The sequence below is a fragment of the Vibrio sp. 970 genome (assembly GCF_033339075.1).
In genome coordinates this window covers 51244-67463 of sequence record NZ_JAWOTW010000008.1, presented here as the reverse complement: position 1 = coordinate 67463, position 16220 = coordinate 51244, and the positions used below count along the sequence as shown (strand labels likewise).

Here is a 16220-nt window from a genome sequence, read left to right as displayed (position 1 = left end):
TTGAGCTCGTTGTTATCACCCTTGTTGTCTATGTAGAGCAATGATATGAAGCCATACCTAATTTCTGCGCTAGCCGCGATCCTTTCTTCTTCTGCCATGGCTTATGATGTTAAGTCTGGTGGCAAAACCAGTGTTAAAAAAGACGGCGCGAATGCCTATTCTCTTCCTGCTGCTAACTTGCCAATGAGCAAACGCCTCGATTTTAGCGTCGGTAACAGCTTTTTCCGCAACCCTTGGGTACAAGCGCCAGCGTCAACAGACGCTCGTGATGGCTTAGGCCCGCTTTTTAACACCAATGGTTGTCAGAATTGTCACATCAAAGACGGTCGTGGTCATCCGCCAGAGAAAGATGATTTACATGCAGTGTCTATGTTAGTGCGCTTAAGCATTCCTGCGATGACGCCAGAACAAAAGAAAGCTTACATCAAAGATGGCGGCATACCTGAGCCGACTTATGGTGGCCAGCTTCAAGATTTCGCCCTGCAAGATCAAACGCCAGAAGGCAAAATCGAAATCACTTACACCGATGTTCCAGTGAAATTTAAAGACGGTACGACGGTGACGCTAAGAAAACCTCATTTGAACATTACCGATCTGGGTTACGGCGATATGCACCCTGATACCGAGTTCTCAGCACGCGTGGCACCGCCAATGATCGGCCTTGGTTTGTTAGAGAGTATTCCCGACGAAACGCTACTTGCTTGGGCTGATGAACAAGATGCCGACAAAGACGGTATCTCAGGCAAAGTCAATAAGGTGTGGGATATTGAGAAGGACGACTTCTCGATTGGTCGTTTTGGCTGGAAAGCAGGACAACCGACGCTAATGCAGCAAAATGCAGCAGCATTTAATGGTGATGTGGGTCTTACGAGCCATTTATTCCCAAATGAAAACTGTACCTCGAAACAAAGCATTTGTGACGACATGCCAAATGGCGGCAAACCAGAAGTGAGTGAAAATATTCTCGACTTCGTAGAGTTTTACAGCCAGCACTTAGCTGTACCTATTCGCCGTAATGTCAATGGCCCTAACGTGAAACTTGGTCAGCAAATCTTTGCTGCGTCTGGCTGTGAAAGCTGCCACAAGACCAGTGTTAAAACGGCGAAACGACCAGAGTTACCAGCGCTTTCTGAGCAGCTTATCCACCCATACACCGACATGCTTTTGCATGACATGGGTGAAGGCTTAGCCGATAACCGTCCGGAATATCAAGCAAACGGCCGCGAGTGGCGAACAGCACCGCTATGGGGCATTGGTTATACCGAAGAAGTAAACGGACACACTTACTTTCTACATGATGGCCGCGCTCGTAACCTGATGGAAGCGGTGTTGTGGCACGGCGGCGAAGCTGAAACGGCGAAACAAAACGTCTTAGCACTGAACAAAAAAGAACGTGACGCATTGATTGCGTTTCTGAATTCTCTATAAGGAAGCAACCATGAAAAAAACACTATTAGTGAGTGCGATTGCCGCAACGTTAAGTTTGGTTGGTTGCCAATCGACCATCGGTTCGAGCTCTGCCAAGCCTGAGAGTACAAGTCATATTTCTCAAAGCGTGTACGAGGTCGAGTTTCAATCAGCTCAGACGTTTTTAGCGCAAACCACAGAACTTGAACAGCGCTTCGCGGATTACTGCGCATCAGAGTCGAAAGATGATGCACAAGTAAAACAGCAGTGGCATCAAACTATGCTTGCGTGGATGGCATTACAAGGTCAAGAACGTGGCCCTGCTACGGCATTGGAGCAAAGCTGGAATGTTCAGTTTTGGCCAGATAAAAAGAACACTACTGGTCGTAAAATGTCTATATTGACGAAATCTGACCAAGCTTGGAGTGCAGAAGATATCTCCACCCAAAGTGTCACCGTGCAAGGTTTAGGGGCTCTGGAATGGCTGCTTTACGATAAAGCGTCGACCTTATCTAGCAACAGCAATACTTGTGTGACAGGCGTAGCGATTGCAGAAAACCTCGATAACAAAGCGCAGATCATCGCGGATTCTTGGGCAGAGAACCCTTGGAAATCGCTAGAGATGACGGAATGGGAGTCTGAGTACATTTCACTGCTCTCGAATCAGCTTGAATACAGCATGAAGAAGTTGAGCCGACCGCTAGCGAAGATTGGTAAGCCTCGCCCGTATTTCTCAGAGTCATGGCGTTCAGAAACTTCGCTTTCAAACCTAAAAGCCAACCTTCAAGGGATGGAAGCGTTGTACTTTGCTAACGGAAATGGTTTAGATGCGTTATTAAGAGAGCAAGGCCATGCAGATCTCGCAGACCGTGTTGTTCATCAGTTTGAAATGGCGTTAGAAACTTGGCCAGAAGATAAGAGCTTGTTTGCTGCACTACAAACAAAAGAAGGCTATCGCATGGTGCTCTCTCAATACAATAAGCTAGAGCAATTGAAGTACCTGATTCACGAAGAAGTGGCGATCGAGCTTGGCGTAGTTATAGGATTTAATGCAACCGATGGTGACTGATCAAACCCGCCGAACTTTGCTGAAAGCCGCTCTATTCGGGGCGGCTATACCTATGATGCCATTTGGTTGTGCTTCAACAAGCTCACGTGAGCCTGCGTTGATCGGCTGCTCTATCATTGGCCGAGATAAATATGCAGCGGTGGTGGCGGATGAGCATGGTATGCCGCTATCTTCATTGCCGATTCCTGAGCGTGGTCACGGTGTGGCAACAAACCAACAAGGCCACGCCGTAGTTTTTGGTCGTCGACCTGGTACTTTCTTCATGGTGTTTGATTATCGCTCAGAGCAGATGATCAAACTGCAACTAGCAACGCCAAATCGTCATTTTTATGGACATGGTGTTTACTCCCATGATGGCACGTTGCTATTTGCCACAGAAGGGGAGAGGGGGACAAGCCGCGGGATCATTGGTGTTTATGATGTGCAGAAGCAATATCAAAAGATTGATGAGTTAACGGGTTTTGGCCTTGGCCCTCATGAAGTGATCATGATGCCTGATGGCGCATTAGCGATTGGCGTCGGTGGCGTACACACCAACGGCCGTGAACCTCTCAATCTTGATAGCATGAGACCCAGCCTGAGTTACCTTTCACAAGAAGGTGAGCTGTTGGATCAAGTGTCTTTACCGGATCATAAGTTGAGTATTCGCCACTTAGCCCATGATGGTGCGGAAACCGTGCTTTGTGGTCAGCAATATCGTGGTGAGCCGGACGAGTATCCAGCCTTGATCGCCATGCACACGCGTGGTGGTGAAATGCAAGATCTTCAAGCTGAGCCTGAAGAGTGGGCGCGTTTCAATCACTACGTTGCGAGTATTGCAGCAACCGATGAATGGATCTTAGCCACTTCGCCTCCGGGCAGTTGTTATGGTATATGGTCTAAATCTACGGGCAAATTGGTCGAGTTAAGTGCGTTACCAGACGCCTCTGGTGTTGTGATCTACGGTGATGAATTCCGAGTCAGTTCTGGAGCGGGAAAAGTGGTAGAGCAAAGGCCTGAAGAGTCAAAAAATACCTTCGCAAGCGGTGTGCAATGGGATAACCATTGGTCGAGAATTATCTAGAAAGATCATTGAGTAATTACTTATAGAGAGTTTTGTTGTCGTTTTCGGCATCAGATTCTTAATTTTAAACCTGCAAGCTGTGAGATATTTGCCATACTTTTTATTATGGCAAGTAGCGCAAGGATCATTTCAGTGTTTGCTAGGGTTTTAATCATGACGGCACTTCTGGTGCCGTTTTGCAGCTTTTCCACCGTCGTTTCTCTCGAAGCTTCAGCGCAAGTCGAGCAAGAGGGAGCGGTACAAAAGCTGTCTGTAGAAAAAATGATCCATTATCCAGAGGTGATTGATCAACTGTATCAAAGCACCAATTACCGTTTGAACTGGGAAAATGAAAGTGATATTGAGCAGTTTCTTTTTCAAGTAAACCTGGTTGCACTTGCGGATGTCACCGACGAATTCGAAAATCAACTTCACCGGATAAACCAAGTAAGGTGGCAGGGAGATAATCTCGACTTCGATTTAGTGATGACAGATTCACTCTTGATGTACCTTAGTTATCTTGAGCAACTCCCCGAAGAAGGGATTAATTGGCTATTTACAGACAAAGCCCATGTTACGTTACCCGCTCCTAGCATCGATACTTTATCGGTTCTGAGTAATGAGATTACGGTTGGCAAACTTGGTCAGTTTTTGGCAAGTCTCCGGTCTCCACTACAAACAGATGATGCTTTCTACTCCGCCTATTCTTCGCTATCGGAACATTCTCAGTACCAATATCCGGCCTATCAACAAACTGGGCTAGCACGTGTTGGCGATACATTAGAAAACAGACCCCTGTTGATTGAGCGAATGGAGATCGTAGGCGTAGATGTTTCTTACTTGGATTTAGTCACTGAAGAATATGACGAACAATTAGAGCTTGCGATAAAAGAGTTCCAGCGTATTCATGGTTTGAAAGAAGATGGCGTTATCGGCCCGAATACCATTCGATGGATCAACTTTTCTCCTCAAGAGCGATTGCATCTGTTGGCGTTGAATTCTGAGCGTTCAAGAATTTGGTCGAAAGAAAGGGATAATGTTGTCTTTGTTAACGTGCCTGGATACGAAGTCACGTATTGGCATGACGGTCAACCCTTGTTTGAGTCTAAAGTCGTGGTAGGGAGAGCATCAAGAAAAACGCCCATCATGTCGGTAGCACTGGATTCAGTTATTCTCAACCCAACTTGGAACGTGCCTTGGACTATCATGGTTAAAGACATTATTCCTAAAGTAAAACGTAATCCGATGTATTTGATTAACCATAACATTCAAATCATTCGGTCTTGGACTTCGAACGAAATTATTGACCCTACAACCATCAATTGGGCAACAGTGAATCCGAGAACATTTCCTTATCGTATGCGACAGGCGTCGGGCTTACAAAATGCACTGGGATTGTACAAGTTCAATATGCCTAACCCACAAGCTATTTATTTGCATGACACGCCAAGTAAGAACTTGTTTGAACAGGACAGACGCGCATTCAGCTCAGGATGTGTTCGTGTAGAACATGCAGACCAGTTAGCAGAACTTCTGTTCAAAACTCAGGGGTTGGAAGAACGTTTAGCGAAAAAGCGAGAAAGTTCTCGTCGGTCTAACACGTCAGTTCCTTTGGGAGAGCGCATTCAAGTACACATCATTTATCAAACAGCATGGTTGGAAGAGGGAACGCTTTACTACCGTGATGATATCTATAAGTACGATCACCGCAGTTGAAATCTTTAAGGAAAATTTACAAAACGAAGAATTCTCTTTTCGTTCAATAATTAAGCAATAATTACTGCATCTGAAAATCAAGATGGAGCGTTTTATGCATTTGACGTGACAAATGTGTTTGGTTAATGTCCACGACTTGTCTAGTTGTTGAGCACTGTATTTTGAAATGGTAAGTCGTAACTTTTCCCGCCGAGATTTCCTTAAAATGACCGCTGGTGGTGTGGTGTTGGCGTCTGCCCTGCCATCATTTTCTTGGGCTTCACTCCCTGACGAGCCACGTGCACTGGCGATGAACAATCTTAATACTGGAGAGATCCTCGAAACATGCTATTTCGATGGAAAACGATACATTAATGATGAACTTCAAAGGCTGAATGAGTTTTGTCGAGACCATCGACGAAATGAGGTTCATCCCATGGATAGACGCTTGTTCGATCAAATAAGTCAAATTCAAAAGTTAATTGGTACAGAAGCAGAGGTGATCGTCATTTCAGGTTACCGTTCTCCTGCCACTAACGCCTCGCTGCGCAACGGGTCTTCTCGTGTAGCGAAAAAGAGCATGCACATGGAAGGAAAGGCCATTGATTTTCGTTTAGACGGCGTGAAGCTTTCAACGGTTCGTGATGCTGCATTAAGCCTAAAAGCCGGTGGTGTGGGTTATTATCCACGCAGTAACTTTGTTCATATCGATACGGGTGCTGTTCGTTCTTGGTAGTGCCAAGTTGAGACAGGGTTCCTCGTCTCAGAACGTCGCCTATTACCCATGGTACAAAGCTTGAAGTCGCTAGGCCTTAGTGTCATAGTTGCGGCAGTTTTCACGCAAATTTATTCGGTATAGGTTATCTATGGCTCTGAAATACCAAGTTGTTCCAGTAACATCTTTCTCTCAAAACTGTTCTATTGTCTGGTGTGACGAAACCATGAAAGGTATTGTGGTTGACCCAGGCGGCGATGAAAAGCAGCTCGTTATGCTTATCAAAGAGCTGGGTGTTGACGTGGTAAACCTAGTGCTAACACACGGTCACTTGGACCACGTAGGTGGCACGGAGCCGCTGTCTGCACTGCTTGGCGGTACAGAGATTGTTGGCCCTCACAAGGCAGATAACTTCTGGTTGCAAGGTTTGGAAGGTCAGAGCCAAATGTTTGGTTTCCCGCTGACAGAAGCGTTTGAACCGCACCAATGGCTAAATGAGGGTGACACTGTCACTTTTGGTAATCAAGTGCTGAATGTATTCCACACACCTGGTCATACACCTGGTCACGTTGTGCTTTACAGTGAAGAAGCGCGTTTAGCGTTTGTGGGTGACGTTTTGTTTAACGGTAGCATTGGTCGAACTGACTTCCCACAAGGTGATTTCAATACGTTGATTAGTTCTATCAAAGAGAAATTGTGGCCTTTAGGCAATGATGTCACGTTTGTCCCTGGTCACGGCCCTCAATCGACTTTCGGTCACGAGCGTAAAACTAACCCGTTCGTTGCTGACGAGATGCCGCTTTACTAAAAGTGCGTGTACTAAGCATTATTCTGGCTCGGCGGCAGCTAAGTATCGCCGAGTCAGTCCCACAAAATCCTCAGCCTCACGATCTAGATCACTTGCTGATATAAATAGATCGTAGCCATAAAAGCCTCTCTGATACTTCATCCGGTTGGCGAGCATCGCTAACAAACCTTTGTACTCAATCCCATCTCTGTTTATATACGGTTTAGGGTCAAGCACCATATCCTCAAACTTATCTTCACACTGATTTTGTTTCGCGCCTAAGTAAAGCAGTGCTCGCTGGCTGAGGAGAATTTCTGTCGCTATACGAGGGCAGATTGAATTTAAGTAGGGTGAGTAGTGTTTTAGACGAATACCGATCCAAGGTAGCGGTTGGTGCCACCCTTCCTGTTGGTAGCTACAAATACCGATTGACTCAATATTTCGCCATCGGACGACCCAACCTCCTTTAAAAAGGTGTTGCTGAAAGTGAGAAGCTGTCAGCGTAAAAGTGACTTGGCTTTTCTTAATCATCAAGATGGCGAAACCAACGATTGCAGACATCAAAATGACCGACAGCATGGCTTGCTTCCATCCCGGAGAAATGGCAACCAAAAACAAAGTGATGAGTGCAACGAGCAACAAAAGTATTCTGTTGATAGGGGAGTCGGGTTTGAAATGTGAATTTGTTAGGTGCAGCGTTTCCATGCTTATAACCTCATCGAATACTTGTTCAAAAATGAGTGGGCAGCTTTATATGCATTGACTTGCATTTAAAATAAAACAAACCTCTGTTTTTATACCCAGTATTCAATAAATCCGTTCATAAAATATCTGATTAAATAGTAGACGTTCTATGCTTTGAGCGCATTTTTCATCGCGTTTCGCCGCTAAAACCTACAAATTGCTTGTGAATTTTGGTATAAAACGCGCTTCAAATTTTCATCCCTGCTGAGATGCAGTGAACTGGAGAAATATTCAATGAGACTTGCTCATAAGCGTAAAGTGCAGATGAAACTGCAAAAACGCATTAAAGCGACAGTAGCAAACTTAGCTGCAGCACCTAAAGCAGTGAAGCCTGTTGCGGAAAAAGCAGTAGCACCTTCTGTTGCTGAAAAAGCTGTTGCGGAGAAAGTAGTAGCTGATAAAAAAGTAGCTGCAGTGAAAACAGTTGATGTTGCCCTTACTCCTAAGCAACAACAAGTATTAGACATCGTTATGGCGAATGCTGAAGGTATTAACCCTAAAGGCATCGGTCTAGCTGCAGGTCAAGAAGATACTAAAGCGGCATCATGGGCTACTGGCGCACTAAAGAAGCTTCTTGAAGAAAACCTAGTTCAAAAAGAGCAGTTAGCAGGTAACAAAGTTATCTACAAAGCAGTTTAATTACCGCTACCGTTCTGGATTGAATACCTCGGCCGATGCCGAGGTATTTTTTATCTTGGTATTGGAAATAATGCATTAAGTACTGACTTTAACACTACCAATAAGTGGTTTGTCACATTTTCTTAAATACTATGTAAATTTTTTGGCAGAAAAATACGTAAGTATTGTCTTTTATTTTTATTCATAGATAAAAATATAATTTATTGATTTTGCTATTATTAGTCTTTTGTCATGACGGTTTTCCTACGTACTTGTACGTAATACCTTAGGCTAATGCCTTATTGATGAATCACTCGCTTCCGTGTTCATGCCCATTTCGCATTAGAAAACATTGTTACATCTTTTATACCGAATACAGCCAATCCTAATGAAATGGATGACAACAATAACCTTGGTGATAAAGGACGTGAACGATGAGTCTAATCCAAAAATCTTTAAAACGAGTGCTCAAAACAACCGCTGTCGCTGCCGCGATGGCACTCGCAGCGACTTCTGTAAACGCTGCTGAAAAAGTCTATCGTTTAAAGCTTGCTGAAACTTGGGGGCCTAATTTCCCAATTTTTGGTGATACCACAAAAAACATGGCCAAAATGGCGGAAGAGATGTCCAACGGACGTTTGCAAATCCGCATTGATTCCGCAAACAAGCATAAAGCGCCTTTTGGGGTGTTTGATATGGTTAAGTCGGGTCAGTATGACATGGGGCACTCAGCGTCTTATTACTGGAAGGGTAAGGTTCCAAACACACTTTACTTCACTTCTATGCCCTTCGGTATGTTGCCAACTGAGCAGTATGCATGGTTTTACTACGGCGGTGGTATGGAGCTGATGGAAAAAGTGTACTCTCCACATAACTTGATGTCTTTCCCTGGCGGTAATACCGATACTCAGATGGGCGGGTGGTTCCAAAAAGAGATCAAGTCCGTCGAGGACTTACAGGGTTTGAAAATGCGTATCCCAGGGTTTGCTGGTGAGATTTTGGCCGAGTTAGGTGCCAAGCCAACGAATATCGCCCCTGGTGAGCTATATACTTCTCTAGAGCGTCGCACAATTGATGCCTTGGAATGGGTTGGTCCATCGCTGGATCTACGTATGGGCTTCCACAAAATCGCGCCTTACTACTACACAGGTTGGCATGAGCCAGCGACTGAGCTTCAGTTCCTCGTTAACAAGCGTACCTGGAACCGTCTACCTGATGATCTAAAAGCGATTTTGCAAGTAGCCATGAAAACGGCCGCTTACGATATGTACACGCAATCGAAACACGAAAGCGGCAAAAACTGGGCATCTATTAAGTCTGAATACCCAAATGTTGAAGTAAAAGATTTCCCACCTGAAGTAGTAGCTGCGTTGCGAGAAGCAAACGATCGTTTGTTGAAAGAACATGCAGAAAAAGATGCTTTGGCGAAAGAGATTCAAGAGTCGCAAGCGAACTATATGAATCAAGTTCGACCATGGTCAGATATTTCGCACCGAGCGTACTTAAACAGTCAAGCTCAACAATAACGTTATGAAGCAGGCGATGCCGAGAGGTTTAGCCTGCTATCGAAGCCCAAGAAAACTTCATAATGAATGCTCCGCACCATAGCGGAGCGCATCTAAACGTTCCACGGAGTTCGGAATGAGAAGTCTTATTTATATTGAGCGATTATTTAACCGCTTTAGCGATTTCCTCGGATGGTTATCCAGCATCCTGTTTATTTTGTTGTTAGCAAACGTTGTGTACGACGTTGTCATGCGTTACGTGTTTAATGATGTGTCTATCGCATTCCAAGAAATGGAATGGCATCTATTCTCTGCCGTGTTCTTGCTTGGTGTGCCTTACGCAATTAAGTCCGGTGGCCATGTTCGCGTCGACATTTTTTATGAACGCTTATCTTACAAAGCACAATCCATCATCGACATCATAGGCACACTATTTTTCTTATTCCCTTTTTGCCTACTGGTAGCTTGGTTTGGTATTGATTTCGCCAAGGAAAGTTACGCGTTAGGCGAGACGTCTGGTGACCCAGGTGGCTTACCATATCGTTGGATTATCAAAGCGATGATTCCGCTGTCATTTTTCTTTATGGCGGTGAGTGGTATTGGATTGTTACTTCATTCAATCAACAAAATTGTCAACCCTCATCTCATCTATGCCGGTAATAACGGTAAGTCGTAAAAGGAAGTCATTATGATCGGTATAGTGATGTTTTTTGTTGCGCTCTTTGCGCTTCTATTGGGATTTCCCGTTGCCTTTACTTTTGGTGGTATCGCGCTGATTTTTGGTGTTTGGGCTGAAGGCATCGAGATGTTTGCTTTTATGCCATATCGAATTCAGTCCATTATGGAAAATACGGTGCTAATGGCCGTACCGCTGTTCGTTTTTATGGGGCTAGTGCTACAGAAAACGAAGCTTGCTGAACAGCTACTAGAATCAATGGGGCGTTTGTTCGGTGGCGTTCGCGGTGGTATCGCTATTTCTACCGTGTTAGTTGGCGCATTGCTTGCCGCTTCAACGGGTGTGGTAGGCGCATCAGTTGTTGCGATGGGCTTAATATCTCTTCCTGTGATGCTCAAGTACAATTACGACAAAGGTTTAGCGTGTGGGACTATTTGTGCGTCTGGCACGTTGGGCCAAATTATCCCACCTTCTATCGTGTTGATCTTGTTGGGTGATGTACTTGGCGTACCGGTAGGGGACCTATTTCAAGCTGCGATCTGGCCCGGTATTACACTTGTTGGCGCCTATGTGATCTACATTCTCATCTACGCGAAGTTGAACCCTCAAGCCGCACAGGCGATAGAGCGCGATGAGTCGATCAGTCGTAAACAAGAAGTGCTCACCGCACTGAAAGCTGTATTGCCACCGTTAGCATTGATCATCGTGGTATTGGGCTCCATCTTTGCAGGGATTGCAACACCAACAGAGTCAGCGGCACTGGGCGGTGCAGGTGCGATAATTTTATCGCTATTGTATAAACAGTTTAGTTGGTCGATGATTTATGATGCATCAAAAGAGACAGTGAAAGTAACCGCAATGGTCTTTGCGATCTTACTTGGTGCGACCGCCTTCTCAATGGCATTTACCTACACTGGTGGTGATTATTTAGTTGAAGAGTGGATGTTAGAACTGCCGGGTGAAAAGTGGGGATTCCTTATTATTACCATGGTGGTGATTCTGATTTTAGGTTTCTTTATCGACTTCGTTGAAATCTGTTTTATCATCGTGCCAATTATTGCGCCAGTCGCTGAATTGATGGGTATTAATATGACGTGGTTTGCGATTCTTATTGCGATGAACTTGCAGACGTCGTTCCTCACACCGCCATTTGGCTTTAGTTTGTTCTATCTAAAAGGTGTCGCTCCAGCAGGGGTTACTACGCGTGATATCTACAAAGGTGTGATGCCATTTATCGCGATTCAGATTGTTGTGTTGGCGTCTTTGCTGTTTTTCCCAGGTTTTTACGGTATGAGTTAATCACTCGATAATAAAGAGATTTTGTGAACTGAGAGTTTTTACCTTTTGAGACAAGTTGTTAAGCTGTTAATTATGTCTATGCAGACACAATCGATTCGTTTGTACTGCTAAGATAGTAAGCTGTAAAGGCAGCGTTTCATGGAGGGAAGGGATGCCTCTCAAAGCAAAGTTAATTCTGCTGACACTGATACCCGTGGTATTGGTGTCAGCGAGTATCAGCTGGATCTCTATCTATCAAACCAAGACCCTTGGCAAAAGGGAGGTGGAGATCTTTCATCAAAACCTGATCCAATCAAAAGAAGCGGCGCTGAAAGATACGGTCGACGTCGCTTTTGACTCCATTTCTTACATCTACAACGATCCGACTTTAGAAGAGAGTGTTGCCAAAACGCGTGTGAAAGCGATTTTAAATCGTTTGAGTTATGGGTCGGACGGCTATTTTTTTGCTTATGATAAATATGGTACCAACCTTGTACACCCAGTTCTTCCGGAGCTTGTCGGGGAAAACTTACTCTATCTTGAAGACGAAAATGGCGATCGCTTAATCGAAGCTTTATTGTATCAAGCGCAATCAGGTGGAGGATTTCATCAGTACCTATGGCAAAAGCCATCTACGGGTGAAGTCGTCCCTAAGCTTAGTTACGCTGCATGGCTCGATAAGTGGGAATGGATGATAGGTACTGGGCTGTATATTGAGGATGTAAGCCGAGAAGTCGCCAATATGCGCGCGGCAGTGAACAAAAATATCGAAACGACATTTTTCTCAGTCGTCGTGATCTTAGCGGTGACCGTTGCTGTAATCATTGTTCTCACTTTGGCGATCAATCTGCACGAGCATCGCCTCGCTGATAAGAACCTGAAAGAATTGGCACATAAAACCGTGATGTTCCAAGAAGATGAGAAAAAGCATTTAGCGCGAGAACTGCATGATGGAATCAATCAGTTGTTAGTCTCCAGTAAATGTCATTTAGACTTAATGAGTCATAGACTGGAAGACGAAAAACTCAAATCCCACTTAGATAAATCACAACGATCGCTCGTCACCGCGATAAATGAGGTGCGGCATATTTCTCATCAGCTCCGTCCAAGCGCCCTCGATGATATCGGTTTAGAAGCAGCACTGACGACCTTGCTACAGGATTTTCATTCCCATTCCGGGATTGATATCGAGAGCAATTTCGATACTCAGCAGCACAAACTGACTTCGGAAGTCGCAACGACGCTATATCGCGTCGCTCAGGAGTCTTTGAATAACATTGAAAAACATGCGCGAGCGAAAAAAGTAACGGTTACTTTGCAAAAAATGGGCAATATGCTGCAATTACTCATACGTGACGATGGGGTTGGATTTGTGGTTAACCATGCAGTGCACCAACAAGGGATTGGGTTAAGGAACATGCAAGAGCGTGTAGAGTTCATCGGTGGTGAATTTGAGCTAATGAGTGAGCTTGGCTTGGGAACAGAGATTACTGTGCTGCTTAATTTGGATGAAATAGTTTATGGATAAACCGATTAGTGTAGTGATTGTCGATGATCATCAAGTGGTATTGGATGGCTTCATGGCTCGTTTGGAGTTAGAGTCTGACATCGAAGTGGTGGGTACAGCAAGTAATGGCTTGGAAGCGATAGAGGTCGCAAAACACTTGCAACCGGACGTCATATTGATGGATATCAGCATGCCAATAATGAACGGTATTGAAGCGACTGGTGTAATTAAAGAAGCTCGCCCAGAGAGCAAAATACTTATGTTGACCATGCACGATAATCGCGAGTACATCATGAAGGTCATGCAAGCTGGTGCCGTAGGATATATGCTCAAGGAAATCTCGGCCGAGAAAATGGTGCAAGCAATAAAAACGGTGAACCAAGGCTCGACGTATTTCTGTGAATCCGTCACACAAACACTCTTTACCCAAGAAGTGGTGCCTGCCACGCAAAAAACGAATCCTCTCAGCCGCAGGGAAGAAGCGGTACTTAAATTAGTTGCTCAAGGAAACAGCAGCAAAAAAATCGCCACTTTACTCAATATTAGTTATCGAACGGTAGAGACGCATCGCCATAACATTAAGCACAAGTTGGACTTACATTCGACGGCAGAGTTAGCAAAATATGCGTTTGAAACTGGCTTGACTGAGTAGGAGAGTAGTGCCCGCAAAAAGCGAGCACGTGGGAGCGAAACTAATCGGCTTTGGTAATGCTACCAAGCTCTAGCATTGGAGCAACATCGATGTCCTCTGCATTCATCATCGTCGAGATGCGTTGAACGGAAGATAGTAGAAGGGATTGCTCCCATTCTTCCAATTTTTGGAATCGATTAATGAAGTGCTCTTGCAGCGGCGTTGGTGCTTGTTTTAAGGCTTCTTGGCCCTTGCTCGTAAGTACAGCATGCACTTTACGCTTGTCTTGAACACTGCGCTGACGCTCAACAAACTGGCCTCGTTCTAGTCTATCTAGAATGGTCGTTGCGGTCGCTTGGCTCATGTTAGTGTGGCTAGACAACTGTTTAATCGTCACGTTATCTAAGTCATTGATAGCGCGCATCAAAATCAACTGTGGAGCAGTCAATCCAGACTCTTTGCTCAGCTTTTTAGAATGTAAATCAATAGCGCGGATGATCTGACGAATCGAGACCAATACTTCTTCGTACTTTTCCAATTTATTCATCCAGTCTGTAGGGAACATTTATCGAGGCGACACTAACTTAAATGCGCCCTTATTTAAAGGGGGGAAATCAAAAATTACCCCTACAATTTTACGCCGTGTCCTCAATACCATTTTGTCGCGCCTTTTCGACAAAATAAGAAGAGCTAAAATTATTATAGCAATAAATGTTTGTGGTCTAACTATTGTAGTAGTGATTTGTTCTATCAAAGGCCGTAACCACACAGTGAAAAGTAAGTTATTGGATTTTTTAATAGCAAAAAGATAGACAAAAACGTGTCAAATGATAGGATCTTGCGCCTTCACGGAATGCAAAACGTATCGTGTTCGAAAGATTTTTTTGTTTGGTACGTAAAAACACTACAAAAATAGAGAGGAACGATGACAAAGGGTATAGATAAGTACAGTATCGATAGTACCGACTATACGGTAGGTCAGGACAACGTTCAAAAATGGGGTTTTGATGTTCATAACCCAGTTTTTGGTATTAGTGCAGGTTTAATTGCGCTGTTTCTTGTCGCTGCATTAGTTCTAGATGCACATACCGCAAAGACGGCACTTGATGGGCTGAAGTGGAAAATTATTGGTTCATTCGATTGGTTGTTCATTATTGCAGGTAACATTTTCGTTATTTTCTGTTTGGCGCTTATCGTCTCACCAATGGGTAAGATCCGACTAGGTGGTAAAGACGCTGTTGCCGATTACTCGTTTATGTCATGGCTTGCAATGCTATTTGCAGCTGGTATGGGTATCGGTTTAATGTTCTGGAGTGTTGCAGAACCTGTCGCTTACTTCACCGGTTGGTATGAAACGCCACTTGGTGTTGAGGCAAATACACCAGAAGCCGCGAGATTGGCACTGGGTGCAACGATGTTCCACTGGGGCCTTCACCCATGGGCAATTTACGGTGTTGTAGCACTTTCTTTAGCATTCTTTGCCTACAACAAAGGTTTACCGCTATCTATGCGTTCGATCTTCTACCCACTTCTGGGTGATCGTGCATGGGGTTGGGCTGGCCACATTGTGGACATTCTGGCTGTGCTTGCGACTTTATTTGGTCTTGCTACATCCCTAGGTCTAGGTGCGCAGCAAGCAGCAAGTGGTATTCATCACGTATTTGGTGTTGAGCCAGGCCTAGGTCTGCAAATCGTCGTTATTACCGTGGTGACTTTACTTGCTGTTGTTTCAGTCGTACGCGGCATCGATGGTGGTGTTAAAGTCATTAGTAACATCAACATGGTTGTGGCGTTCTTGCTACTTCTCCTTGTTGGTCTTATCGGTTGGGCGGCGAGCCTAGGCTCGATTCCAACCACACTTATGGCATACGTAGAGAATATCATCCCACTAAGTAACCCGTTTGGTCGTACGGACGAAGCTTGGTTCCAAGGCTGGACAGTGTTCTACTGGGCTTGGTGGATTTCATGGTCGCCATTCGTAGGCATGTTCATCGCGCGTGTTTCTCGTGGCCGTACCGTTCGCGAGTTCATCACAGCAGTTCTGCTGGTTCCAACGGCGGTTACCGTTGTTTGGATGTCTGTATTTGGTGGCCTGGCGATCGAGCAAGTTGTTGATAAAGTAGGTGAGCTGGGCACAAATGGCTTGACTGACGTATCACTTGCTATGTTCCAAATGTTTGATGTTCTTCCATTTGGTAGCATGCTTTCTATCATCGCTGTTGTGCTGGTACTTGTGTTCTTCATTACGTCTTCTGACTCTGGTTCACTTGTTATCGACAGTATCACGGCAGGTGGTAAAGTCGATGCACCTGTACTTCAACGTGTCTTCTGGGCATTCATGGAAGGTGCAATTGCGGTTGCTCTGCTATGGATTGGTGGCTCCGAGGCGGTTCAAGCTCTTCAGGCTGGTGCCATTTCTACAGCACTGCCATTTACCTTCATTCTGCTTGCAATGTGTGTGAGCTTATTGATGGGTATGCGAACTGAGCGTCAGTAATTCGGCATTTTATAAAACCGTTTGACTAACAATTAATCAAAAGGCCAGC

The 16220-nt window shown here is 44.8% G+C and carries 15 protein-coding genes; 13 read left to right on the top strand and 2 right to left on the bottom strand.

Annotation, left to right across the window (positions count from 1 at the left end; all coding sequences use genetic code 11):
* Positions 1-45 precede the first annotated feature (45 nt).
* The 6 genes from R7Q11_RS13535 to R7Q11_RS13510 all read left to right on the top strand — a co-directional run bounded on the left by R7Q11_RS13535 (position 46) and on the right by R7Q11_RS13510 (position 6736).
* Positions 46-1428: a di-heme oxidoredictase family protein gene (locus R7Q11_RS13535; protein ID WP_064368586.1), complete on the top strand. Its 1383-nt coding sequence runs from the start codon at positions 46-48 to the stop codon at positions 1426-1428.
* 10 nt (positions 1429-1438) lie between these two features.
* Positions 1439-2476, top strand: a complete 1038-nt coding sequence (locus tag R7Q11_RS13530; RefSeq protein ID WP_064368585.1) for an imelysin family protein — start codon at positions 1439-1441, stop codon at positions 2474-2476.
* Entirely contained in the window at positions 2457-3539 is a 1083-nt protein-coding gene (locus R7Q11_RS13525; protein WP_213915208.1) for a DUF1513 domain-containing protein, read from the top strand. Before R7Q11_RS13530 ends, R7Q11_RS13525 begins: the two co-directional genes overlap by 20 nt.
* Before the next feature lie 153 nt (positions 3540-3692).
* On the top strand, positions 3693-5234 hold the full coding sequence (locus R7Q11_RS13520) for a murein L,D-transpeptidase (RefSeq protein ID WP_170893455.1): 1542 nt from the start codon (positions 3693-3695) through the stop codon (positions 5232-5234).
* A 166-nt stretch (positions 5235-5400) separates the two neighbouring features.
* Complete coding sequence (locus R7Q11_RS13515) at positions 5401-5949, top strand: DUF882 domain-containing protein (RefSeq protein ID WP_017820459.1); 549 nt, start codon at positions 5401-5403, stop codon at positions 5947-5949.
* A 130-nt stretch (positions 5950-6079) separates the two neighbouring features.
* Positions 6080-6736, top strand: coding sequence for an MBL fold metallo-hydrolase (locus tag R7Q11_RS13510; protein WP_149191754.1), 657 nt, complete (start codon positions 6080-6082; stop codon positions 6734-6736).
* An 18-nt stretch (positions 6737-6754) separates the two neighbouring features.
* Here the strand turns inward: R7Q11_RS13510 and R7Q11_RS13505 are convergent, their stop codons facing one another.
* The gene (locus R7Q11_RS13505) at positions 6755-7420 is read right to left on the bottom strand and encodes a DUF2982 domain-containing protein (protein WP_005376857.1); all 666 of its coding nucleotides are present in this window, start codon (positions 7418-7420) and stop codon (positions 6755-6757) included.
* 273 nt (positions 7421-7693) lie between these two features.
* On the opposite strand from R7Q11_RS13505, the gene R7Q11_RS13500 reads away from it, so the two are divergent.
* From R7Q11_RS13500 to R7Q11_RS13475, 6 genes are all read left to right on the top strand, one after another.
* A complete protein-coding gene (locus R7Q11_RS13500; protein ID WP_005376863.1) occupies positions 7694-8098 on the top strand; it encodes a hypothetical protein in 405 nt (134 codons plus the stop codon).
* Positions 8099-8511: 413 nt separating this feature from the next.
* Entirely contained in the window at positions 8512-9603 is a 1092-nt protein-coding gene (locus R7Q11_RS13495; protein ID WP_017636112.1) for a TRAP transporter substrate-binding protein, read from the top strand.
* Between the two features lie 115 nt (positions 9604-9718).
* On the top strand, positions 9719-10258 hold the full coding sequence (locus R7Q11_RS13490; protein WP_005376869.1) for a TRAP transporter small permease subunit: 540 nt from the start codon (positions 9719-9721) through the stop codon (positions 10256-10258).
* A 12-nt stretch (positions 10259-10270) separates the two neighbouring features.
* Entirely contained in the window at positions 10271-11557 is a 1287-nt protein-coding gene (locus R7Q11_RS13485; protein ID WP_005376871.1) for a TRAP transporter large permease subunit, read from the top strand.
* A gap of 151 nt (positions 11558-11708) precedes the next feature.
* A complete protein-coding gene (locus R7Q11_RS13480; RefSeq protein ID WP_005376873.1) occupies positions 11709-13064 on the top strand; it encodes a cache domain-containing protein in 1356 nt (451 codons plus the stop codon).
* Positions 13057-13695 (top strand): response regulator, encoded by a 639-nt coding sequence (locus tag R7Q11_RS13475; protein WP_017636110.1) that lies wholly within the window; start codon positions 13057-13059, stop codon positions 13693-13695. The genes R7Q11_RS13480 and R7Q11_RS13475 overlap by 8 nt, the downstream gene beginning before the upstream one ends.
* A gap of 40 nt (positions 13696-13735) precedes the next feature.
* Here R7Q11_RS13475 and R7Q11_RS13470 read toward each other — a convergent pair whose 3' ends face one another.
* Positions 13736-14212, bottom strand: a complete 477-nt coding sequence (locus R7Q11_RS13470; protein WP_005376877.1) for a MarR family winged helix-turn-helix transcriptional regulator — start codon at positions 14210-14212, stop codon at positions 13736-13738.
* Between the two features lie 387 nt (positions 14213-14599).
* Here R7Q11_RS13470 and R7Q11_RS13465 point away from each other — a divergent pair, with 387 nt between their 5' ends.
* Positions 14600-16171 (top strand): BCCT family transporter, encoded by a 1572-nt coding sequence (locus R7Q11_RS13465; RefSeq protein ID WP_005376879.1) that lies wholly within the window; start codon positions 14600-14602, stop codon positions 16169-16171.
* The last annotated feature ends 49 nt before the right edge of the window (positions 16172-16220 follow it).